Below are 23,399 nucleotides of genomic sequence, written 5' to 3' on the forward strand. Positions count from 1 at the left end.
CAGTTAATGTGGTTTGTGAGTTTGTTTCATTCTTCGTTTTCTTACGTCGAACTGAGGTTAAAAGCGTTCGTAGATATTCTGATAATGGATTTATTTTACTTTGCCCAGATGGCTTGAGCTTCACGAGCTTGAGTCCAAAGCATGGTAAGACCGTTAGAAACCTTTGCCCCTTGTTCTCTGCCTTGTTGCATGAAAGGAGTCTCAGCAGGAGAGTAAATCAGATCAATGAGCGTATCTGAAGGTGTAAGAAGGGAATAAGGGATAGGAGGAGCAATATCCGGGAACTGATGACTGCCGAGAGGTGTGGCATTGATGATGAGTTTGTGAACGGAGGTCTGCAATATGTCGGAAAGATCTGCATACGACAGTTCTCTGTCCGAAGGAGTGCGAGACACAGTGACATAGTGAATAGCCTGCTTGGTAAGGGCCTGTACAACAGCCTTGGAAGCTCCTCCTGTGCCGAGGATGATTGCCCTAACATCGGGACTGACTCTAACTTCTTCGAGTAGAGTCTCAAAACCTGCCACGTCCGTATTGTATCCGATCCATTGCAGCCCATTTTCCGAGGGGACACACTTCACAGTGTTTACCGCTCCTATGGCTTGGGCATCGCCTTCAAGCTGATCGATATATCGGATGATCTCCTCCTTGTAGGGAATAGTGACGTTGAAGCCTCTGAGGTCGCGCCACGTTTTGGCTTCTCGTACAAATCCCTCTATGTCGTCTACGTCAAAGAGACGATACTCTTTGTCCGCCCCCTCGTCCCCCCACAGATTTCGGTGTATCTCCGGAGAGCGGCTGTAAGAGATATTGCGACCCAGAAGTCCATAGAGATGAGACATGAGAGAGATCAATAAGGTTTATAGGCAACGTACATGGCACAGACGCCGGGAAGAAAGACCCTGAAAGAAGTGCGCTCAAATCCCGCATCTTTCATCACTTTCATCATTTCTTCACGTTGGGTCATGCGCCGGATACTCTCGGGGAGGTATGCATACGCTCTTCGGTTGTGTCCGACGATGCCTCCGAGTATGGGTATGACTCCAAAGGCATGAAATTTGTACAGGGTGCGGGAGAATCTGCGATGAGGTTCGCAAAGTTCGAGGATCACCACCATCCCACCGGGACGGAGGGTGCGACACATCTCAGACAGTCCCTTCTTGAGGTCTGAAAAGTTGCGTACGCCAAAGGCGCAAGTGATGGAGTCAAAGGTATTGTCCTCAAAAGGAAGATTGAGAGCGTTGCACTGCACCGTCGAGATCTTGGACAGTCCCTGCTCTTCGATCTTGCGCTCCGCTACTTTAAGCATGTTTTCGGACAGGTCTGCAGCCGTGATGTGGGCTTTGGGTATTGCACGGGACAATGCTATGGAAAAGTCTCCCGTGCCTGCCGCAAGATCCAATATCTTGCGAGGTTTACCTTCGGAGACAAGCCTCACAGCACTTTTGCGCCATGAGGAGTCAAGTCCGAAGGATATGAGTTTGTTGAGTTTGTCGTACTCAGGTGCGATGGCGTCAAACATCCGTCGGATATTTGACGCCTTCTTACTTAATGTCGTTCTTTCAGCCACGCTGTTATGTTTCTTTCTATTCTCTTTTCGAGATCATCGGTAGGGTGTTTGACAAACTTTTCTCCGATGAGTTTCTCGTATAGTTCGATATACCTTTCGGTGACACTTTCACAATATTCGGGTGTCATTTCAGGCACTTGCTGTCCTTCTCCTCCGTTAAAGCCCTTGTCGATCAGCCACTGGCGTACAAACTCCTTGGAGAGCTGTCTCTGTGGCATTCCTTTTTGGAAGAATTCTTCGTAACTATCTTTGTAGAAGTAGCGAGAAGAGTCCGGAGTATGGATCTCATCGATGAGATAGATCTTGCCGTCTTTCTTCCCAAACTCATACTTGGTATCCACAAGGATGAGCCCTCTCTCCTCAGCAAGCTTTGTACCACGCTCGAAAAGAGCATAAGTATACTTTTCAAGCTGTTCGTAGTCCTCTTTGGAGACAAGACCGGATGCGATGATCTCTTCTCGAGAGATATTCTCGTCATGCCCCTCATCAGCTTTTGTAGTAGGCGTGATGATTGGTTGTGGGAATTTCTCATTCTCCTTCATTCCCTCAGGCAAAGTGACTCCGCATAGAGTACGCTCTCCGGCTTTGTAAGCACGCCAAGCACTTCCTGTAAGGTAGCCACGGATGACCATCTCTACCTTGAATCCCTCACAACGAAGACCGATTGTGACCATAGGATCAGGATTGTCGAGCTTCCAGTTGGGTACGATATCCTTCGTCGCATCGAGGTTGAACGCTGCGATCTTGTTGAGGATCTCTCCCTTGTAAGGTATACCTTCGGGGAGGATACGGTCAAATGCCGATATACGGTCAGAGACAACCATCGCGAGAAGATCTTCACCGATGAAGTATACATCACGGACCTTGCCATGATAACAGTCTGTCTGTCCGGCAAACTTGTAATTTGTTTTTGTAAGTGCTTGTGCCATGCTTAGTATGATTTTATGGGTTGTTCGAGTCGTTGTCGTCTTCGTTTTCTTGTAGAGCTGCCTCTCGTTCGGCCTTCACTCGACGATCATGCTCGTCATAAGCCTCCACGATAGCTTTGACAAGACCATGACGAGCTATATCTTTCTTTTCAAAAGCTATGCGCCCTATACCTTGGGTGTCTTTCAGGATGCCCAGAGCCTGCTTGAGTCCCGAAGTAGTTCCTTTTGGGAGGTCTATCTGACTCATATCGCCCGTGACGATCATCTTACCGTTCATTCCCAGACGCGTGAGGAACATCTTCATCTGGTGAGGAGTAGTATTTTGAGCCTCATCGAGTATGATCACAGCATCGTTAAGGGTACGACCACGCATAAATGCCAAGGGAGCTATCTGTATCACTCCCATCTCCATATACTCTTTGAGTTTGATGGCAGGGATAAGTTCCTGCAAAGCATCATAGAGAGGTTGGAGGTAAGGGTCGAGTTTGTCCTTCATCTCTCCGGGGAGGAAGCCCAGTTTTTCACCGGCTTCTACAGCCGGACGGCTGAGGATGATACGTCGTGCCTGTTTGCTCTTGAGCATCTTGACTGCCATCACGATGGCCATAAAAGTCTTGCCGGATCCCGCAGGACCGGTAGCAAACACGAGGTCGTACTCCTCCACAAGGCGCACCATCTCACGCTGGTTGGCAGAGAAGGCCTTGATCGCCTTGCCCCCTGCTCCATAGATGATGACATCCTCGGAGATGCGTTCTTTAGGCTCTTCGCCACGCTGCATCTCCACTATTGTCTCATCATCGAGGACATTGTACCTCTCCGTATGCTTTTCCAACTTGCTGAGGAAGCGCACGAAGTCTGTGCACTCATCAGGTTCTCCAATGACTTTTACTATGTTGCCCCTCGCCATGATCCTTAGCTTGGGATAGAGGGCTTTGAGGAGGGATAGATTTTTATTGTTAGGGCCGAAGAAGACGGTAGGATCCGCCTCTTCGACCAGATAGATACGTTCGCTATTCATTTATTGGTTTCGTGTCCGAGGGGGGGTCTTACTCTGCTGCGAGCATTTTCTCTACAGCCTCCTCGAGCTGTTTGTATGATAGAGCCCCTTCATTTTTCACCCCTTTACCTTTCATAGGGATCATAAATGTAGTAGGCATTGCTGTCACGCCCATCATCTGGGTAGGGATAGGATTTTTATCCACATCTATCATATAGACGTATATCTTACCCGTGTATTGCTTAGCGATCTCCTTGAGACGAGGCTTGAGCACCTTGCAAGGTCCGCACCATGTTGCGTAAAAGTCTACGATACAAGGCTTATCTCCCTTATACTTGATCTCTTTGCTGTCAAAGTCGAATATAAGATCCTTAAAATCCTTTGTATTGATCTCGATGAGGTCTCCGTCATTGGCTTCGCTTGGTGGGACTGCTGCGATGGCATCATTAGTATGTTGCATATACACAAAACCAGCTACAAGCACAACAATCAGCGTAGCAAATAGAGTAGTCAGTTTTTTTGTCATGATTGAATCGTTTTAAAAGTTTGGGTTGCGAGGCTACCTCTGTTCGCAGTCTCGTAGCACAAATATACACAATTTCTCGTGTCTGTGCCGTATATCCTTATATGTATATCCGTCAAGACACTGTCCGACAGGAAGTTTATTATAAAAAGGATGCCTGATGGTATAGAAAGGTTCTGTCCTTTGTTTCCGGAGGCAAAGTCCATAGCAATATCATCCACAAGAGCCCCATAGACACAACGGCATACGTGAAAGCAAACACCCGCACGTGGCAACATATAATGAAAACGAAAAGAGGATGTACCCGTAAGGGGTTCATCCTCTTTTTTGTTTTTATACGGAGAGGTCGAGAGCCTCTTATCGTCCGATCAATCTCTGTCGTTGTTGTGATTGTTGTTGTGGTGGTTGCGACGAGGAGGACGACCTTCGCCACTGCTACGGCGAGGTGGACGTTCTTCATAACCATCAGGCTTTTCGATAGTAGCCTTACGCGAAAGCCTGAACTTACCACTCTTAGGATCGATCTCGAGGAGCTTCACATCGACCTTAGCACCGGCATCGAGACCTGTCTCTTCGATCGCTTCGTAACGCTTCCAGTCTACTTCAGAGATGTGTAGGAGACCTTCCTTACCAGGCAAGAACTCTACGAACACCCCATAAGGCATCACAGACTTCACGGTAGCAAGGTAAGTCTTACCCACTTCGGGGACAACGACGATAGCACGTATCATGCCGAGTGCTTTGTCAATAGAAGACTTGTTGTTGCTGCTGATCTCGATGACACCGACACCATCAACCTCTTCGATATTGATAGTAGCACCACTCTCTTCCTGCATGCTTTGGATGATCTTACCACCAGGGCCGATGACAGCACCGATAAATTCCTTCGGGATAGTGAGAGACTCGATGCGAGGAGCGTGAGGCTTGAGGTCTTCACGAGGCTCAGCCATACACTCTGTGATCTTTCCGAGGATGTGGAGACGACCCTCCTTAGCTTGCGCAAGGGCATTCTCAAGGATTTCGTACGAAAGACCATCTACCTTGATATCCATCTGTGTAGCCGTGATACCATCCTTGGTACCTGTCACCTTGAAGTCCATGTCACCCAAGTGGTCTTCGTCACCGAGGATATCGGAGAGGATAGCATAGTTCTTACCCTTGTTTTCAGAGATAAGACCCATTGCGATACCACTCACAGGGTTCTTCATAGGCACACCGGCATCCATGAGGGCAAGCGTACCCGCACAGACGGTAGCCATAGAAGACGAACCGTTAGACTCGAGGATATCGCTCATCACACGCACGACATAAGGATAACCATCAGGGAGCATGCGTTTGAGAGCACGGTGAGCGAGGTTACCGTGACCGATCTCACGACGACCCACACCTCTCTGTGGGCGAGCTTCGCCGGTAGAGAATGGAGGGAAGTTGTAGTGAAGAAGGAATCTTTCCTTACCGTAGTTGAGCACATCGTCGACGAGTTTTTCGTCCGATTTTGTACCAAGGGTCACTGTTGTGAGTGACTGGGTCTCACCACGAGTAAAGATCGACGAACCGTGAGGACCTGGGAGGCAGTCTACCTCTGTCCAGATCGGACGGATCGTACGAGTGTCACGACCATCAAGACGCTTACCATGATCGAGGATGGCACGACGCATCGCTTCCTTTTCCACATCATGGTAGTAACGAGCGATCATGCCCGCCTTAGCCTCAAGGTCTTCTTCCGAAAGCGTAGCCTTATAGTCAGTGATGATAGCTTCAAAAGCCTCTGCTCTTGCGTGCTTGTCTGTTCCCGACATCGCTACTGCAAATGCCTTGTCATAGCACTTAGCACGCACATCAGCACGGAGTTCTTCGTCATTTTCCTCGTGGCAGTAAGTACGCTTGACAGTCTTACCCACAGCCTCTTGAAGTTCAAGCTGTACGCGGCACTGATCCTTGATCGCTTCGTGCGCCACCTTGATTGCTTCGAGGAGGTCAGACTCCTGTACCTCATCCATCTCACCCTCGACCATCATGATATTGTCGATAGTCGCACCGACCATGATGTCCATGTCGGCCTTGTCGAGCTGTTCGTACGTAGGATTGACGATAAACTTTCCATCCACACGAGCCACCCTCACTTCAGAGATAGGGCCGTTGAATGGGATGTCCGACACTGCGAGAGCCGCTGATGCCGCAAGACCTGCGAGTGCATCGGGCATATCTACGCCGTCGGCAGAGAATAATATAATGTTTACAAATACTTCAGCGTGGTAGTCATCAGGGAAGAGTGGACGCAAAGCCCTGTCTACAAGACGACAAGTCAAGATTTCATAGTCTGAAGCCCTACCCTCACGACGGGTAAAACCTCCGGGGAAGCGGCCGATAGCCGAGAACTTCTCCTTGTACTCTACCTGAAGAGGCATAAAATCGACGCCCGGATTGGCGTCTTTAGCAGCACAAACGGTTGCCAACAAAACGGTGTTGCCCATGCGAACCGTTACGGAACCATCAGCTTGCTTGGCAAGTTTGCCGGTCTCAATCGTAATGTTGCGACCATCGGCAAGTTGAATGGTTTTTGTGATTACGTTCATCATAAAAATAAATAGTTTATCCGATATAATTTTCTCATCTGTCTATATATCCTCGCAAAGATAGGTAAAAAATTATATATCAAGGCGTAACAACATCACAAAAATGCAAAGCAAAACCGAAAGAGCAACAAGATTATAAAAACAAACCGACGACTCCTAATAGAGTCAATTTCCTCACCAACCCTTGGCGGGGAAATTCAGACACAAAATGCGAAATATCAAAAAAAACTCCTTAACAATCAAAAGAAATGTACAATTAGTTAGTAAGCATGGGGCAAACCACCTGTTTCAGCAATCACTTCAAGATTCTTTCTATATACGTATCTAGCCCCTCTTCCAACTGCCTCAGCAAGATTAACTACCTGCCCAGTCAACCATCCAAATCCCCGTACCAATGCGTCAGAAACTTCACTCCCGCCATCGATGGCAACGAGCCCGTCCTCAAGAACTTCTTCTAGTCTCTTTCATATACATGATTATCTATTATTTTTGAAATATACAAATAGGAAAACAAAAATGCCCCCAAGTGTAACTGCAATCATATTATACCAATCACCTTTGCCCAATATAATATCTAAGCCCTCGAGAAAATAATTCGCAAACACGACAGTTGATAGTAAATAATATTCCCACCTCGGACCCAAAGTCTCAGATACTTTTGGATTTCTTGAATGGTAAATCTTAAATACTAAATAACCTAAAAGCACAGCAGAGAAACTTGGGTAGTTATTCACGAAGGTGAGACCCTCCTTAATCTCATAATTTGCATAGATATATGGTCTATATAACTTAATGAAGCAAATATGAATTATAAGCAATAGAAGAGCTATAGCAATTTCGAAGTGCCAGGTATGCTTTTTAGAGTTTCCTTGTGTTTTACTAAATACATTCCTACACATCACTTTAATTTCTTGTAGCATCATAACCTTCTTTGAACTGTTTTTTAGTATTTTCCCAACTAAGTGCAATGTCAGCAACAATGCCGGCGGCACAGGCGGACAAAAACCATCCTAAAGCAACAACAGGGGCTATACCTCCGTCCGTAGATTGTGCGTCTTCTTTTCTCATAGGTTCTAGACCAACTGCATTTAACTCGATTTCTTTCACACTCTTAATCTTGTTAGCTATGAATCAAAGTTTAATCTTACTCGGCAAATGTAATCAAAAAGTCAAATTGTTAAAGTTTTTGCCGACTATTTTTCGGATGCACATTCCAGTTTCAAGTACAACACATAGAAAAGAAGACGAGCGAGCTACAGGGATAGCTCGCTCGAGAACCACAGATACTACTTATCTTAGAGAGAAATGAAAAAATACCGGCATCTGAGTTCAGAGCATTCAAGACCATCGAAAGAAGCCTCAAAGTACCCGTCTACTTCACACGCCCCTACCGCTCTACGGACAAACCACACATCGAACACTTCAACGCCTTAGTAAGACAATACATCCCAAAAGGGACCTCATTCACAAATCTAACCGACAAACAAATCCGAGATATCGAATGGAAACTCAACAACAGACCAAGAAAGAAATTGAACTACAAATCCCCCTTCGAAGTTTTTTCCCTAAATTTGGCCTAAAGTGTTGCACTTCGTACCGGAAAATACACATGGCGTAGCAGACTATCATGGGTGGAGAAGAAACTTTCTTACGAAAAACACCAAAGCAGGAGAATGTAATTAAAGGCTTTTTATTTATAATGAGGACATTTACTATAATAACACTGTTTACCCTACTAGTTATCAATCCCTTGCTTAACGTCAAAGGGCAAGGCGCAAAGACGACAAAACAGGCATTTAAAGTGGCAGTTGTTCTCGGGAATTTCCATGGCACTGATTGGGGATGGCGTAGGACATCTGACTCCACTTTTATATATGAGAAGGAAATTGGACTCACTGCACACTTCCAAACCGTAAAGGTCAAAGAGGATAAAAAAGCACATGGCGATTTGGAGTTCAAGACGATTGATGATCTTCTAAGAGACGAAGACCTTACAGAGATAGGGACATACAAAGAGTTGCATAAAAATTTTCCGACACTCTTTCTATCCATCGGGAATAGAATAAAAGAAGAGGGTTATCTGTATAAAGTTACGGATTGGCATATTGAAAGGACAGAACCACAAGTCGAGCCCGTCTACTTCTTCATCAATAAAACACCCATAAAGCAAAAAGACTACTCCGAAGAATGGATATTTATGTGGTTGTCAAAGGATTCACAGGATGTTGTCTTTATCATGAAAAACAAAAAAGAGTTTCGACCAAGCAAAATTTACGAGTTCAAAAAGAAACCCCACTCAACGAAAATAATAAGCAGAGAAGAACTTGAGAAGTACAAATTGACCCATCCCGGACAACTCTGGGATACCTTCAAGAGCGATGCAACCTTCATCCGGTCATCCTACTATTACCCTGTGGTTTATCTTATAGAACAACGCGGCAATAACACCTGCTATGTTTCCGAGGTCGAAAGCTGGTACATCATGTATCCTCCGGCACCACCTCCTCCCTATGAAGATATAGACAACTTTTTCGATTAAACTTGTCTTTTCAATTCAGACACCGCAGAGCTTGTATTTTCAATACTATAGAAAATACTCTTATCCTTGTAAAAAGCAAAGAGATGCCGACAAGTTGGTGAGAGCCTCGGATTGCAGTCCAGAGATCAAACTCCCGACCTGTCGGTTCTTTTTTTGCTCCGATCTGCGGCAAGGGGCATAAGACGAAGTCATGCCGGCAGGAAGACTTTCGGAGAAGGACGTACCAGTCGGTCTTGCCACGATCTGAAAGCGAACCGTAAGTCGGTGACGAAAAACCAAGGGAAATACCGCTCAGGAACTGTTTTTATCAAAAGAACGCACACATATTGCAAGTAAAAAGAAATGAGCTAATTTTGTGATACAGTTTGCACAACGCCCTCACTGTATGGGACATCGGGAGGGTCAAGTCGATCACAAAACTTTATCCATTGGTGGCTCTACACATCAGACCTGTGAGGCAGTCTCGGAGGGGAAGTCCCTGCCTACGTTTTCGGTCTTACGCTCTCAGTACTATAGCCCTCATCATTGCTCTTATGACATGGCCTGCCCGTAGCCAAAATCCTACCGAAAGCCGCACCAAGAGCTCCCTGAATATCGTCATCCTCGGAGACTCCAATACCGAATTGGGTGGGGACGACTGCTCCCGTCCCAAGGGCTGGAACAAGTGGTTCAGAGACCGCCTCGAGCCGGCATCTTGTCGCAGCTATGCCCGCAGTGGTGCCACATGGAGCAACACCCCAAAGACTAAAGTCAATGTGACCGAACACATCGGTCGCATAGGTCACGACAACGTCATATTCAATCAGATCAACAGACTCATAGAGGCACACAAAGGAGGCACACAGCCTTCACCGGATGCTATTATCATCGCTGCGGGGACCAATGACGCGTGGTTTGCCAAGTCTCGTCCCGCAGCCTTTGCCCTGTCGGTCGATGAGGCTTTTGGGATCTGTGATGCCGGATTGATGAGACTTGAGGCTTCGTCAGTCGTCTCTCTGGCTCAGTCGGTGAGATATGGTTGCCTTCTGCTCAAAAAACATTTTCCCACATCTCGGATCATCCTGCTGACTCCTTTGCAATCATCTGCGGTCAAGGGAGACGGCATCCGACGTACGGGAGACCTCATCGAAGGGGTGGGACGCCGTATGGAGCTGGACGTGATACGCCAGGACAAAGTATGCTGTGTGAAGAGCGAAGAAGAAGCCGTCCGATATACCCACACCTATGACGGAACGCACACGAGTGAACTCGGGGCTGAGAAAAATGGGGAAATCCTTGCCGAACTGATAGGCACACTCCTATCAGGGAGTAATAAACAGTGATAAAAAGAGGAAGCAACGACTATGGTATTCTCAGAACTTTTTTTCCTCTTTGTTTTCATTCCCCTCTTTGCCCTCCTCTATATGCTTGCGGCATATGTGGATCGGACCAGAGTCAAAGGCGAAGCACTACGACATCCCAACAGGATGAAAAACATAGTGATAGTGATCTTTTCGCTCTTCTTCTACGCCTGGGGCGAGCCGATCTATGTCTTCGTGATGCTTGCAAGCGTGCTCATCAATTATATCGCAGGGAGGATCATAGACAGACAAGAAAAACAGCGCAAGTCGGCTCTGATAGTCGGATTGGTCTGCAACCTCGGAGTCCTTGGAGTATTCAAGTACGCAGGCTTCTTTGCCGAGACACTTCAGCAGTTGGGCTTGGACATCCCCCGACCTTCGATAGCCCTGCCGATAGGGATCAGCTTCTACACCTTCCAGTCCATCTCGTACCTCGTCGATGTGTACCGCAGACAGTCTCCCGCACAGAAGAGATACAGCGACCTGCTCCTGTACATATCGATGTTTCCCCAACTCGTAGCCGGACCTATAGTAAGGTATCAGACTGTGGCAGATGAGATAGGCAACAGAAAGGTCTCAGCACAAGACTTTGCAGAGGGGACATACCGATTTTTCATAGGACTGGGAAAGAAGGTCATCATCGCCAATCAACTCTCCGAGATCAGCACACACTTTCTCGCTTCGTCAGATATGTCCGACCTCTCCACGGCTGGAGCATGGGTCGGGTTGTTGGCATTTACTTTCCAGATTTATTACGACTTCTCCGGCTATTCGGATATGGCCATCGGTATCGGCCGATGTCTGGGATTTCATTTCCTCGAGAACTTCAATCACCCCTACTGCTGTAGCTCCATCACCGACTTTTGGCGACGTTGGCACATATCGCTGGGGACATTTTTCCGCGACTATGTCTACATCCCCATGGGGGGCAACAGACAACATCAGGTACTCAACCTCTTTGTCGTGTGGTTTTTGACAGGGATGTGGCACGGAGCCAACTGGAACTTTATCCTCTGGGGTCTCTACTTCGGACTCTTCGTCACTATCGAAAAGTACACCATCCTACGTATCAAGTCAAAGGCGGCAGCACCTCTGTTGCACCTTTACAGCCTCATTGTGGTCGTCCTCGGTTGGGGATTGTTTTACTACGTTGATCTGAGCCGATTGGGAGAGTTTGTCCCCATCCTTTTCGGTAAGACACAGACGATGAGCGATATCACTGTCTCCAACGCCCTGACAGACAACTTTTGGTTGTGGATTGCAGCCATCGTGTTCAGTCTGCCGGTAAGGCAGATGCTGGAGCAAGGGATGTCCGGACTCCTCGAGCACAGGTCGCCAAGGCTGTACAGCGCAGGGCAACTCATCTACCGCACATGTGTCGTGATAGGCATACTCACGATATCCGTTGCTCTCCTTGTCGGAGCTACCAATAACCCATTCTTATACACTCGATTCTGATGAAGCAGCCCAAACTCTTTCTATACATCGTATTGGCACTGTTTGCGGGGTTCGCTTTGGTGTTCAACTTTTTGCCTCGGAGTCGATATTCGGAACTCGAAAAGAGAGAATTGGCTACGTTTCCGGCATTTTCATCGGAAAAACTGTGGTCCGGCCAATGGGCTCGAGACATCTCCACATGGTTCAGCGACAGCGAGCCATACAGAGACCAACTGATGACGCTGAGCATGGTGTTTAAGGATAAGGTCGGTCTGCCCAAGGGAGAAGGACAGATCAAGATACATGGGGCTACCTTGCAAAAGCCCGAAGAGATAGTGGCAGAAGCTCCCACAGCTCCTGCTCCTACAGTCGAGGCGGAGCGACCAACCGAAAAACAAAAGGCTCCGACACCGGCTCCGAGAGACAACGAAGAGCCGACAGAAGAGGATGGGGAAATAGCTATCGAAGAGATGGCCAAGCTCTCCGACAATGGTATAATAGTCGTAGGCAAAGGGGAAAACGTGCGTGCACTGATGGCCTTCGGAGGTAGTAAAAGTGCCGGAAACAGTTATGCCGAAGCTGCCAACACCTACCAACAAGCCTTGGGAGACAGCGTGCAAGTCTACTGCATGGTCATCCCTACCGCAGCCGAATTTTATTGCCCCGAAAAGGTCAAAAAGTACACTCGCCCGCAACGCCCCGTCGTCGATCAGATACACAACAAACTCGATCCTCAGGTAAAAGCTGTGGATGTGATCGACGACCTGCGGGCTCATTCGGACGAACCGATATACCTGCGGACAGACCACCACTGGGCACCTCTCGGCGCGTACTATGCAGCTCGGAAGTTTGCCGCTGTTGCAGATGTCCCTCTGCCCGACATAGAGACTTATGAACGTAGAGTAGTCAAGGGCTTTGTCGGTACGATGTACGCTTATTCCAAAGATATTTCGATCAAAAAAGCTCCCGAAGACTTTGTCTACTATGTCCCACAAGGAATAGAGTACAAGACCACATACATACAGTACAAAGTAGACAGTCTGTACAGGGTGGTGGGGGAAAGCAACCCCGTGTCGGGGGCATTTTTCAAACACTACAAGGACGGTCACGGCGGAGCTTACTCTACATTTATGGGCGGAGACAGCAAGATCACCAAAGTGGAAACATCTACCCCCAACGGCCGAAGACTGGTCATCCTCAAGGACAGCTTCGGCAATGCCATACCGGGCTACCTCTTCCAGTCTTTTGAGCAGGTGCATGTGATAGATGTGCGTTACTTCACACGCAACATGATCACATACGTCAAAGAGAACCGCATCACGGACATCCTCTTTGCCAACAACATCTTCAACTCCTGCAACCCTCGCATCTGCAAGCGTTACATTGCATTTTTGAAACAATAATCCTCCCGACATCGACACCCTATCACCAAGGGGGGCAAAAAAGGTTGTCTAACTTGATGAATGAAGTTAGACAACTTGATTCATCAAGTTAGACACATCGATTTCGAGGGTTCTCTATCTTTTCCCAAACCTTTATCCTGACTCTCTTCACGACGAGAGAAAATAAAAGAGAGTCCGACACTTCTCGTATCGGACTCTCTCAAAAAATGTATGATATATCAAGGTCTTTCGGGAAGGCTCACCTTGTCCAATATGCCGGTAAGGTAGGCCAGAGTGATGCCGTAATTGGTCATCGGCACGTGTTGTGCCTGAGCTTGAGCCGAACGATTCATAACCATCTTGCGGGTAAACATACATGCTCCGCAGTGTATGACAAGGTCATACGGGGTCAAGTCGTCCGGAAAGTCCTTGCCCGCGACCATATCGATACGGAGGGACTCTCCGATACGTTGCCGGAGCAGGCGTGGGATCTTGACCGTGCCTATATCTTCGCTTTCAGGCGCATGTGTGCAGGCTTCGGCGATGAGTACCCTCGAAGCCGGTGTCAGGGAGGCTATGGCCTGAGCACCCTTGACAAAATTGTCGATATCTCCCTTGTAAGCAGCAAAAAGGACGGAAAATGAGGTGAGAAGACTCTCGGCAGGCTTGAGTTCGTAAACTGCTTTGAAAGCCTGAGAGTCCGTAATGATGAGTTGAGGGGGGGGAGCCAAGCCTTTGAGTGCTTGTGCCATGGTCTCGGGCGTACAACAGATGGGGATAGCACCCTTGTCAAGGAGTTCGCGTATGGTCTGTACCTGTGGTAGGATGAGTCTCCCCTTGGGAGCTGCTGCATCTTGGGGCATGACGAGCATGACGATATCTCCGGCTTTGGTCAGAGAGCCCGTTATCGAGAGGTCTTCATCCTTGCGATGAGCTTCGTGTAGAGCCTTTCTCAGTGCATCTATACCCACGCCCGAACTAGCACTTACGACTATGGGAGAAAGCCCGGTGGACTTCTTGAACGCCTCTATCTGCTTGTCGTCGTAACTGTGTATATCCCCTTTGTTGAAGACAGGAACGACTGGCACTTTGGACTCCTGAAGGTCTCTTATCCACTGTTCCTCGAGGTCGGTAGCCCCCTGCCCCATGACGACAATGGCTATATCGGCGAGCTTAAGCGTATCTCGGGTACGTTTTATACGCAAGTGCCCAAGGTCGGCATCTCTGTCATCGAACCCTGCGGTATCCACCAACACACAAGCCCCCAAGCCTTTTACTTCTATCGCCTTGCTGACAGGGTCGGTAGTCGTCCCGGGGATGGCGGAGACGAGCGACACATCCTGTCCCGTGAGGGCATTGATGAGCGAAGACTTTCCGCTATTTGTCCTCCCGTAGAGGACGATGTGCAGGCGTTCGGAACGAGGAGTCTGTAACATGTCTGTGGATGTTGATAAAGCGCGATGAATAGAGAAGGCTCTTAGAACCTGAAGTCTCTCTTGCCCTCTTCTATCTCTTCGAGATTTTTCTCAGCCTTGGCACGTATCTTTTCGTTGGGGATCATCTTCAAGCCACTGAGGATGAGTTTTTCACCCTTTTTCTTTGTGTTGGCAGAAGCGTAGTCCTCCAAGTATTCTTTGAGGGTGATGAGAGCATTCGGACCACAACAGTTGGCGATCTGTCCGCTCTTGATAAGAGCCATGAATCTGTCTCCGGTACGACCTTCGCGATAACAAGCCGTACAGAAGCTCGGCACGTAGCCCAAATCGATCAACCACTCTGCAATCTCATCGAGAGTCCGGGTATCCGAGAGGTCAAACTGCGCCGTCTCGTTGGTATCAGGAGCGGTATCCACAGCATAGCCACCGACGGTAGTACGCGAACCGCCGCTGAGCTGAGAGACACCGACCTCGAGCACACGCTCACGAGACTGTTGGCTCTCTCTTGTAGAGATGATCATACCTGTGTAAGGCACGGCTATACGGATGATGGCCACGATACGACGGAAGATGTCATCGGAGATGGAGTTGGGGAAGTCTGCCGTGTCTATGTCATCGGCAGGACAGATACGGGGGACACTGATCGTGTGAGGTCCTACACCGAAGACCGCCTCAAGGTGCTCGGCATGCATGAGCAGACCGGTGAAGTCATACTTATAAGTATTGAGACCGAAGAGTACACCTATACCCACATCATCTATACCACCCTCCATGGCTCTGTCCATGGCTTCGGTATGATAGACATAGTCGCTCTTGGGGCCTGTGGGATGCAGGGCCTCATAGGTAGGACGGTGATAAGTCTCTTGGAAGAGGAGGTAAGTACCGATCCCGGCTTCGTGTAGTTTGCGATAGTTTTCGACCGAAGTCGCAGCTATATTGACATTGACACGACGGATAGCTCCGTTTTTGTGCTTGATGTCGTATATCGTCTTGATGGACTCCAACAAGTAGTCCATATCGTTGAGTTTGGGGTGCTCTCCCATCTCCAAAGCAAGTCGCTTGTGCCCCATGTCCTGGAGCGCCATGACTTCCTTACGGATCTCATCCTGTGTGAGTTTGCGACGAGGGATCGTCTTATTCTTTGCATGATAAGGGCAGTAGGTACACCCATTGACGCAGTAGTTGGAGAGGTATAGAGGAGCAAACATCACGATGCGATTGCCATAGAGACGTTGTTTGATTTCCTTTGCAATGGCAAACATCCTCTCCTGCAGAGCTGTATCTTCACATTCAAGCAGGAGCATTGCTTCTCTGTGATCGAGTCCCTTTCCATCTATTGCTCGATCCAGGATGGCCTCTATCATGGCCTTGTTATCTTTATTGGCTTCGGCAAATGCAAGAGTATCCAGGATTTCCCGGTGAGAGATGAACTCTTCCGCCTTTCTTGACGCCTTATTATATGTCATTTTAGTATAAAATCTTTCTGTGCTTCTTTACTTTGGAGAACAAATATATCAAGATATTGTTCACCGCCCCGGCACAATCCTCCCCAAAGGGAAATACGAAAGCAGGGATACCCGGAGAGGATATCCCTGCTTTCTGCACCAAGATTGAAAGATTTATCTGCTTGAAATAAGCTCGTCAGATATTTACGGTGATCTTGCGGGTGAAGATCCGCTTAGGATCAGAGTAGAGGCTAATACTCTCAGCCACAGCGGCTCGAGAAGCCCTTACCTTTCTCTCATAGACCTTCTCACCGTTGATGTTCACGACGACAGGTTGATTTTCATCTATATTACCCACAAATATTCCCAAAGAGCCCTTTATGTCTCCTTTGATAGCTTTTGTTGTGATCTCGTAGGTATTTCCGGACTTCTTGACATCAAAGAGCATCCGCTCGGAGCGAGAAGAAGTCTTCAATCCCCTGAAGTCAAGGAAATACACCCCATCGGAATACTTTCCATGCACATCAGCATAGTCGGGTGCTATATTCTCGTACAAGTAAGTCACCCGTTGAGGGAGAGCCTTACGACTCTTCTCGAGCATCCATGGGAACACATCAAAATACTTGATATGATGCCCTCTGTTGCGCTGTAAGTGGACGAAGTGAGTATAGTCTTCGGGATTATCGTCCTTGAGCTGTTTCATCACATCCTGCCATCGGTAGGCATAGGTATTGCGAGCGTACTCGAAGTCATTTTCGCCCACCTCCATCCTCAGAGGAGAGTGTCTCAGATTTACCTCTGCTCCACCGGGGTTTTCCGCAGCGGCGAGGACACCAAGAGCACTGAAACAGTCCGGCATAAACAGCCCCAATCTCAAAGTCCCATAACCACCTTCCGAGATCCCGGTGAGGTAGATACGCTCGGGGTCGACGGCTCCGCTCAACACGCCAAGTCTTATCAACTTCCTGAACGTTGCGATCTGAGGAGCGAAGTACCAGCGTCCCTTACGGTCGTCCGACATACGAGGCACAACGAAAAAGGATGGGACTTTCTCATAGCGTTCACGGCTGAATCTCATCAATATCTTCCACTCATCGGTGTTGATCGAAGCACCCCAAGGGTGATTGACCTGAGGATAGCGTCCTCCACCGTGCAGGTTGATGATCAGAGGATAGCCCGCAGCGGGTTTGTTGTCCTTGGCGATGAACTGTATCTGCATCTTTTCGTCCTGGGGTATATCCCACACTTTCAGCTGATCCACGGGAACATCGCCAAAGGCTGATTTTTTTATCTCCTCCTCATGGGCTCGGCGCCAAAGCTCCCAAAAAGCTCTCTTCACCCCCTCGATCTCTCCTCCTTGGATATACTCTCTGTACATCTGCTGAGGAGCGAGAGAGGGAGACTCGGCCTTGCTCTCGCGGGTAAAATAGTCGAAGACGACGCTTTCGGACAAAAATTGTCCTTTCTCTATCCCCGGCTCATCATCTATAATATCGTTAGTCTTGCCCTCTTTCCCGCAGGAGAGGAGAGCAAGACTAAGCGATAGATAAAGTAACCAATAGTTACGATACTTCATACATTATCGAGACTTTAGAACTCAATGAACAGGGTCTTGTGTTCGGGTTTGAACTGCTTGCTCCATGCTTCGATGTATGCCATGGTAGAGCCTTTGGGCACATGGAAGTGGAAGTTACCCTTTTTTCCGGTCGAGCGGAATGGATAGTCCTCATAAGTAGGAGGTGTAGCGCTGTGGAACTTGATCACTTCCAAGTTGTTGCAGCTGCTGAAAGCATCAACGCCGAGCGTCTTCACATTGCCCTTGATCTCCACGCTCTTCAAAGCCTTGCAATAGTAGAAGCAAAGGGGTGGGATGAGGATAACCTTCTCAGGTACCACTGCGCTTTCAAGCTCAAAGCAGGCCCAAAAAGCATTGGCTTCTATACTCTCAAGAGACTCAGGAAGGTTCACCTTGCGAAGCTTCTGAGAGTAGGAGAACCCACCCTCACCGATACGCTTCAAAGAGTTGGGGTGGAAGACGACTTCCTCGATGCCCGTATAAGCCAACCAACCTCTTCCGATAAACTCCTGATTTTTAGGCATGATCACTTTCTTCACTACCTTATTATCCTTCAAAAGCTTATCGTTGTAGTCCACATCGATAGTGGCATCTGTGAGATCCAACTCATGGAGAGCAGTCATGTTTTTCTTGATGAAGTCGAAGTCTTCCTGCTTGAGAGTGGTATTCCTGACTACGAAAAACTTGATCTTTGCAGCATCTTCAGGCTTGATCTTTGCAGAGAGAGGGCCTGTTTCAGAAAAAGCAACCTCGCCGACTCTCTTCGCGGTGTTGGGCTTTCCGGTGAGGGGGATAAATTCGTAACGGAAACGGACATCACCCATCTTTCCGGGAGCTCCCGCTTCAGATTTCCCTTTCAAGTCGATGAACTGCACCTTGACATACTTGTCACCCTTAGCTGTACGGATAATGAATACCTTCTTGTTGATGACGATCGTTGGAGGCATACCACCCTCAAGTCTGTACCAAGAGCCTGCTACAAGAAGGGGGTTGAAGCTATCATTGACCATTGGAGGTGGCATGGTAGGTACTCCGTCGAGGAGCATTACATTTTGGAGCATCTTGTCCTCATTCCAGCCGTCTGCTTTGTTGACAAACTCCTCTGCACTGTGGATGCCTTCGAAGTCCTCGGTCTCTGTGAGATAGACAGAAGCCTTTCCATTGCTGCTCTCTCCGCCATTGGTACGACCTTGAGTGCCGAGGAAAGCGATATCCCAGTCAAGAGATCCCTTTGCAGCGTCATTCTTGATGTCCAACTGCTTGTTTTGCATGAAAGAGAAGTAGGAGAACTCCTTGTTGTAAGGCTCTGACTTTTGCTTTGGGATCTGCGCGAGCTGTACCTCGATGGTTCCCTTTGGGGTGACATCCGGATCAGGTTGGTTACCATTGGAGTCTCCACACGAAGCAAAGAATCCACCGAGCAACATTGCGATCACAAAAGACTTTGTAGTGTTTAGTCTCATAGTTTTTTTGTTGTGGTTTAACTGTTATAGCTCATTTGTCCCGCAAAAGTACAGGCTATATCCTTAGGCTGAAATACCATAAGATTGGTATTTAGACATAGCATATATACCTCAATCATGGGATTTTTGGAAAATTGACGGCAAATCAGATAAAAGCGCTCATGCCTGACGGACTTTTTTCACCTCTCTTCAGAAAGTTGTAGAAGCGTCGAAATCAAGTTGTCTAACTTGAAGAATGAAGTTGTCTAACTTGACGTCGAAAGGTAGTGAACCTTTTTTTGGGGGGGACTGCGACACCGAGACAAGAGGCACAAAAAAAGGAGTGTCGCCCCCTCAGGTGCAACACTCCCTATTGCTGTCGGCCGACAGAGTATTATCTATCTCCGAGCCTGCATATCACGATATTGTGAGGTATGTGTACAGGCTTGAGCGAGATGCCTCTTGTAGTGGCCTTTCGACCCTTCTTAGGACCGGGGATGAACGGACTGTAGTCCAAGACATGACGGATGCGTCGCTTCTGATCTGCCGTAAACTTGTCCATGTAGCAAAAAGAGTAGTCCATGATGTTGCGAGAAGTGAATCTGTGACCATCGCAGCTTTCTCTCTCAAAGAGGGACTTCCAGTCGAATTCGTTGGCAAAGTTGGGGTTGTAGACCGCATCTGAAAAGACTCCGGCGATAAAACGGTCGTACTTTTGGAACTTGTCGTAGCTGGGTGTGTCTGCACAGAAGTCTGTGTCGCCGCATCTGTTGTGCGGATCTTCGGAGAAGACGTGACGAAGTCCGAAATAGTGTCCCAACTCGTGTGCAAGCGTAGTTGCGATGCTTGTCTGTCTCTTCATCAACTCTTTCTCGACATACGGAGTCAGAGGATTGGGGTCTTCCATGGAATACCAAGAGCTGTTGATGGAGACGGCACGCATATTGTCAAGGTCGGCAAACTTCAAGTCTGTGGCTTCGACGATATCCATACCGTCCATAGGATACTGCTCAGGTGTGAGAGGGAAGGTCGCGATACCGAGGATCTCCGCAATGGAGAAGTTGTACATCATGACATTGACGTATCTGTTGGGATCCCACAAAAGGTGGATATACTCTTTCCCTGCAGTCTGCATAAAATCTACGGGATTGACAGCCGAAGACACCCACTTGATGCGGTCTATACCTGCCTCTTTCATCACATTGCCCCAAGGGTCGATGTTGGCAAGGTAAAACTCGAGATTGATGTCGTTCTGAGCATAAAGGGCATTGACCTCTCTGAGGGTCTTTTCGATACGATGTTGCTCGATGTTCTGATCCTTGTTGCCTGCGTCATGATAAAGGACGTGGAAAACGACAGGGATGCGGTACTTGAGTTCGACACCGGCAGAGTTACCTTTTTGGTGGATGTCCAAGACTCTGCGAGAGTTGTGGCTGAGGATCTCTATCTCGATGTTTCGGTCGCTCTCACTGAGGTTGCTTGTCACATCGATCTTGATGTACTGCTCGGTGCCCTTGCTGTACTGAGCGACGTAGAGCCAACTGCGGTCTCCATCCTTGACGACCCACTTTTCGGATGTCTCTACCTTGATGTCGTAAGAACCTCCGGCAGCAGGTACGTCCATGATGCTGTCCTGAGACAGCCCTATGGAAACCTCATTGTCCTTTTTGCAAGAAAACAAAAGAAGACAGAGTATGGAGAAGATGTATAATAACTTTGTATTCATAATATGTACCTTATTTTTCAATGGATTATCATCATCGTAGTTACTTCACAATGCGGATGAGTGAGAAGTCCTCAGGAGCTTCGAAAGAGATGTCTCCCTTGAGAGCTTCCTCGACAGGTCTCTTTTGGAGCATGACAGGGACTTGCGCCTTGGGCTGAGACAAAGGTAGATAACGCTCTATCTCTTCTGCCTTAGCGGCCTTTCGGAGAAGAGATGCAGAGAACATGCTCACTGCCGAAGTCGAAGCCTGAGAAACCTCATTGCGAATCTGACGCAACTTGTCGATGCTTTCCTTTTCATTTTCCTTGACCGCACGCACCTTGGCTCTTGCAACGTGTCCTCTCTCATGTTTGTCATTGACTCCGTAACTGTATGAGATCTGAGCCTCTTCCCAGGGTACAATGACGAATAGATAAGGTGCTTTGGGATTGATTTTTGACCATCGGATGTTACTGTTCTGGAGGATCTCTCCGTCCGACATCGCATTGATATCAAAGTTGTCACCCTCAGAGTCATCCAAGTTGGCAGACGCATAAGCATCCTTCACCTGTGGAGAGACTTTGTACTTCAACACCATGATAGCTTTGTCCTTGACCAAGTCGGGCTGTCCGAAGACCTGACCGGCCTCATCATTACCGGAGAAGATACCTGCAATCTCTACTTGATCGACTTTCACATCCGGAGAGACGGCCGGAGCCGTGAAATAAGATTTCTCATAGACAGCATCGGCAGCAATGCCTTTCTTGTCAAACGTAACAATCAAGAGAGAATATTCCACACCCGGTTCGAGTCTGAAAGAGCTCTCTCTGTCACCAAGGACAGCTTGTTGGGTGATGATTGTCCAGATAGAAGCGTATGGATTGAAACCACTGTTTATGGTCTGATCCAAAGAGCGACGCAGGCTCGCGATGATCTGACCTTTGATGCTCTCCTTGCTGATGTGAGAAGGATACAAGACAGGCATATAGTAAACGGTCTTGTCATTCGCTGTGATATTGATAGTGACATCATCTGATGTCAACCTTACCTTTTGAACATCAAAAGTAGCAGTCTTGGGATCTCCTGCAGGAAGTGGATCAAAGTCTATCCTGTATACCTTGGTAGATACACCTCCGTCATAACCGAAGGCAAGGAGATAGTGCTTGGTGCCCGGTACAAGAGAGTAGTCAGGCACAACTACACGCACGTGAGCCATTGCCTCAAATGAGATATAAGGGTTGGTCTGTATGATAAACTTTGCCAACTCTTCGTTGGTCATCTTTTCAGTCTTTTCACTGTGGATGTCGCAACGATAGACAAACTTCTGAGTAGGATCAGAAGGAATGACAGTGATGGCAGCTTTTGTCTGTGTGATGTTCTCTACGTTGAGCTCAAAAGTGGTAGGTTTTTGTGGCACCTTTGGAGTAGTGAAGCTACCCTTTTGAGTATTGGAGATAAAGACAAGTTCATGTTGTGCAGAAACATATACAGCTGTCAAGAGATACACATACTCTGTATCGGCTTGAACACCTCTACCACGCATTGTGATCTGCTTCTCATCTTTGAAGAAGCGGTTGTTGACGAACTCCTCGATATCCTGAGCTGTTGGCTCGTGAGGCAACATTTGGAAGAAGTTCTTGAGCTCATTTTCAAGTATGGTCTGAGACAATTGAGCATCAGACATTCCGGCAGCCTGCGCTGTTTCGTATCTGTTTTTTGGCAGAGAGCAATAGTACCAAAGGGTATTGGACTCCGAAGGTTTGACATCAAGGACGACCTTATTAGGCTCGAGTGTAGATACATTGACATCAAACTTTACATCCACAAAGTCGGCTATAGGAGTCTCAAAAAACAAGTAACTGATCTCACGAGAGATCTGATCGCCCTTGAGTCCGAATACCACGAGTTCGTAGAGATTTCCGGGAAGGAGGTTGGTAAGTGTCTTTTGGAAGTCTCCCTTGATGACTATTTCGTCACGGAATTGTTCCCACTTCTTGTTTTCGACAGCAGCTGCGGTTTTGAGTTCTTTGAGCAAGAACTGTGGCAACTCTTCCTTAGGTACCTTGTCGATGACACTTTTGTCTACATAAAGACATACATAAGGATTCTCCTTGTCCGAAGGTTTGACCTCGAAAGAAAAGGTCGTAGAGGTGACATCTCCCTCTTTGATCTCAAAATTGATGTCGTAAGGAACCTGGATATCGTAGGACTCCTTTTTACCGTCCTTACAACCACCAAGTCCGACGACAAAGAGGATTGTCGCTAAGAGTACACTTAGTTTTTTCATAGACTATTAATATTAGAGTTAAAATTATAGTAAGCCCCCCTGCTTTAGCATGAGTATCTGAGCAAGACAGCCACTTGGGAGGACCTAAATTTAGCAATTAAATTTATTTTCACGGTTATTTACACATGATAAAAAGGCATTTTTGCCTGATCAAGTGTAAATAACGCCAGTTCGATTTAAGCGCAAGTAGGAAGTTTGGGGTTTCTAACGATTTC

At 47.7% G+C, this 23,399-nt stretch carries 17 protein-coding genes; 4 read left to right on the forward strand and 13 right to left on the reverse strand.

Annotated features, from left to right (window positions below; genetic code table 11):
- Positions 1-95: 95 nt before the first annotated feature.
- The 7 genes from Q4A14_RS06255 to Q4A14_RS06285 all read right to left on the reverse strand — a co-directional run bounded on the left by Q4A14_RS06255 (position 96) and on the right by Q4A14_RS06285 (position 7,702).
- Positions 96-842: a shikimate dehydrogenase gene (locus tag Q4A14_RS06255; RefSeq protein ID WP_303170767.1), complete on the reverse strand. Its 747-nt coding sequence runs from the start codon at positions 840-842 to the stop codon at positions 96-98.
- A gap of 8 nt (positions 843-850) precedes the next feature.
- Entirely contained in the window at positions 851-1,570 is a 720-nt protein-coding gene (gene ubiE / locus Q4A14_RS06260; protein WP_303170769.1) for a bifunctional demethylmenaquinone methyltransferase/2-methoxy-6-polyprenyl-1,4-benzoquinol methylase UbiE, read from the reverse strand.
- Complete coding sequence (locus Q4A14_RS06265; RefSeq protein WP_303170771.1) at positions 1,549-2,499, reverse strand: phosphoribosylaminoimidazolesuccinocarboxamide synthase; 951 nt, start codon at positions 2,497-2,499, stop codon at positions 1,549-1,551. Before Q4A14_RS06265 ends, ubiE begins: the two co-directional genes overlap by 22 nt.
- Before the next feature lie 13 nt (positions 2,500-2,512).
- On the reverse strand, positions 2,513-3,517 hold the full coding sequence (locus Q4A14_RS06270) for a PhoH family protein (RefSeq protein WP_303170773.1): 1,005 nt from the start codon (positions 3,515-3,517) through the stop codon (positions 2,513-2,515).
- A gap of 28 nt (positions 3,518-3,545) precedes the next feature.
- Positions 3,546-4,022 (reverse strand): co-chaperone YbbN, encoded by a 477-nt coding sequence (locus Q4A14_RS06275; protein WP_303170774.1) that lies wholly within the window; start codon positions 4,020-4,022, stop codon positions 3,546-3,548.
- A gap of 365 nt (positions 4,023-4,387) precedes the next feature.
- Positions 4,388-6,598 (reverse strand): polyribonucleotide nucleotidyltransferase, encoded by a 2,211-nt coding sequence (gene pnp, locus Q4A14_RS06280; RefSeq protein ID WP_303170776.1) that lies wholly within the window; start codon positions 6,596-6,598, stop codon positions 4,388-4,390.
- Between the two features lie 900 nt (positions 6,599-7,498).
- Positions 7,499-7,702, reverse strand: coding sequence for a hypothetical protein (locus tag Q4A14_RS06285; RefSeq protein ID WP_303170778.1), 204 nt, complete (start codon positions 7,700-7,702; stop codon positions 7,499-7,501).
- Between the two features lie 520 nt (positions 7,703-8,222).
- Here Q4A14_RS06285 and Q4A14_RS06290 point away from each other — a divergent pair.
- The 4 genes from Q4A14_RS06290 to Q4A14_RS06305 all read left to right on the forward strand — a co-directional run bounded on the left by Q4A14_RS06290 (position 8,223) and on the right by Q4A14_RS06305 (position 13,314).
- The gene (locus Q4A14_RS06290) at positions 8,223-9,134 is read left to right on the forward strand and encodes a hypothetical protein (protein WP_303170780.1); all 912 of its coding nucleotides are present in this window, start codon (positions 8,223-8,225) and stop codon (positions 9,132-9,134) included.
- Positions 9,135-9,499: 365 nt separating this feature from the next.
- On the forward strand, positions 9,500-10,456 hold the full coding sequence (locus Q4A14_RS06295) for an SGNH/GDSL hydrolase family protein (protein ID WP_303170782.1): 957 nt from the start codon (positions 9,500-9,502) through the stop codon (positions 10,454-10,456).
- Between the two features lie 21 nt (positions 10,457-10,477).
- Complete coding sequence (locus Q4A14_RS06300; protein ID WP_303170785.1) at positions 10,478-11,932, forward strand: MBOAT family protein; 1,455 nt, start codon at positions 10,478-10,480, stop codon at positions 11,930-11,932.
- Positions 11,932-13,314: a DHHW family protein gene (locus Q4A14_RS06305; protein WP_303170786.1), complete on the forward strand. Its 1,383-nt coding sequence runs from the start codon at positions 11,932-11,934 to the stop codon at positions 13,312-13,314. Before Q4A14_RS06300 ends, Q4A14_RS06305 begins: the two co-directional genes overlap by 1 nt.
- 218 nt (positions 13,315-13,532) lie before the next feature.
- Here Q4A14_RS06305 and hydF read toward each other — a convergent pair whose 3' ends face one another.
- The 6 genes from hydF to Q4A14_RS06335 form a co-directional block, all read right to left on the reverse strand.
- The gene (hydF, locus tag Q4A14_RS06310; protein ID WP_303170788.1) at positions 13,533-14,729 is read right to left on the reverse strand and encodes a [FeFe] hydrogenase H-cluster maturation GTPase HydF; all 1,197 of its coding nucleotides are present in this window, start codon (positions 14,727-14,729) and stop codon (positions 13,533-13,535) included.
- Between the two features lie 41 nt (positions 14,730-14,770).
- Positions 14,771-16,195, reverse strand: a complete 1,425-nt coding sequence (hydG, locus tag Q4A14_RS06315; RefSeq protein WP_303170790.1) for a [FeFe] hydrogenase H-cluster radical SAM maturase HydG — start codon at positions 16,193-16,195, stop codon at positions 14,771-14,773.
- A gap of 175 nt (positions 16,196-16,370) precedes the next feature.
- Positions 16,371-17,750: a hypothetical protein gene (locus Q4A14_RS06320; protein ID WP_303170792.1), complete on the reverse strand. Its 1,380-nt coding sequence runs from the start codon at positions 17,748-17,750 to the stop codon at positions 16,371-16,373.
- Between the two features lie 14 nt (positions 17,751-17,764).
- Positions 17,765-19,213 (reverse strand): leucine-rich repeat protein, encoded by a 1,449-nt coding sequence (locus Q4A14_RS06325; protein WP_303170794.1) that lies wholly within the window; start codon positions 19,211-19,213, stop codon positions 17,765-17,767.
- Positions 19,214-19,586: 373 nt separating this feature from the next.
- The gene (locus tag Q4A14_RS06330) at positions 19,587-20,918 is read right to left on the reverse strand and encodes a zinc-dependent metalloproteinase lipoprotein (protein ID WP_303170796.1); all 1,332 of its coding nucleotides are present in this window, start codon (positions 20,916-20,918) and stop codon (positions 19,587-19,589) included.
- Between the two features lie 40 nt (positions 20,919-20,958).
- Positions 20,959-23,184 carry a hypothetical protein gene (locus tag Q4A14_RS06335; protein ID WP_303170797.1) on the reverse strand — a complete coding sequence of 742 codons (2,226 nt, stop codon included), beginning with the start codon at positions 23,182-23,184 and terminating at the stop codon, positions 20,959-20,961.
- Positions 23,185-23,399: the final 215 nt, after the last annotated feature.

The organism is Porphyromonas sp. (assembly GCF_030529325.1).
GTDB lineage: Bacteria > Bacteroidota > Bacteroidia > Bacteroidales > Porphyromonadaceae > Porphyromonas_A.

Coding starts and splice junctions, on each gene's coding strand:
- pnp (WP_303170776.1), bottom strand. CDS start 6,598: ATGATGAACGTAATCACAAAAACCATTCAACTTGCCGATGGTCGCAAC.
- Q4A14_RS06290 (WP_303170780.1), top strand. CDS start 8,223: ATGGGTGGAGAAGAAACTTTCTTACGAAAAACACCAAAGCAGGAGAAT.
- Q4A14_RS06325 (WP_303170794.1), bottom strand. CDS start 19,213: ATGAGACTAAACACTACAAAGTCTTTTGTGATCGCAATGTTGCTCGGT.
- Q4A14_RS06265 (WP_303170771.1), bottom strand. CDS start 2,499: ATGGCACAAGCACTTACAAAAACAAATTACAAGTTTGCCGGACAGACA.
- hydG (WP_303170790.1), bottom strand. CDS start 16,195: ATGACATATAATAAGGCGTCAAGAAAGGCGGAAGAGTTCATCTCTCAC.
- Q4A14_RS06270 (WP_303170773.1), bottom strand. CDS start 3,517: ATGAATAGCGAACGTATCTATCTGGTCGAAGAGGCGGATCCTACCGTC.
- Q4A14_RS06305 (WP_303170786.1), top strand. CDS start 11,932: ATGAAGCAGCCCAAACTCTTTCTATACATCGTATTGGCACTGTTTGCG.
- Q4A14_RS06255 (WP_303170767.1), bottom strand. CDS start 842: ATGTCTCATCTCTATGGACTTCTGGGTCGCAATATCTCTTACAGCCGC.
- Q4A14_RS06330 (WP_303170796.1), bottom strand. CDS start 20,918: ATGAATACAAAGTTATTATACATCTTCTCCATACTCTGTCTTCTTTTG.
- Q4A14_RS06335 (WP_303170797.1), bottom strand. CDS start 23,184: ATGAAAAAACTAAGTGTACTCTTAGCGACAATCCTCTTTGTCGTCGGA.
- Q4A14_RS06300 (WP_303170785.1), top strand. CDS start 10,478: ATGGTATTCTCAGAACTTTTTTTCCTCTTTGTTTTCATTCCCCTCTTT.
- Q4A14_RS06275 (WP_303170774.1), bottom strand. CDS start 4,022: ATGACAAAAAAACTGACTACTCTATTTGCTACGCTGATTGTTGTGCTT.
- hydF (WP_303170788.1), bottom strand. CDS start 14,729: ATGTTACAGACTCCTCGTTCCGAACGCCTGCACATCGTCCTCTACGGG.
- Q4A14_RS06320 (WP_303170792.1), bottom strand. CDS start 17,750: ATGAAGTATCGTAACTATTGGTTACTTTATCTATCGCTTAGTCTTGCT.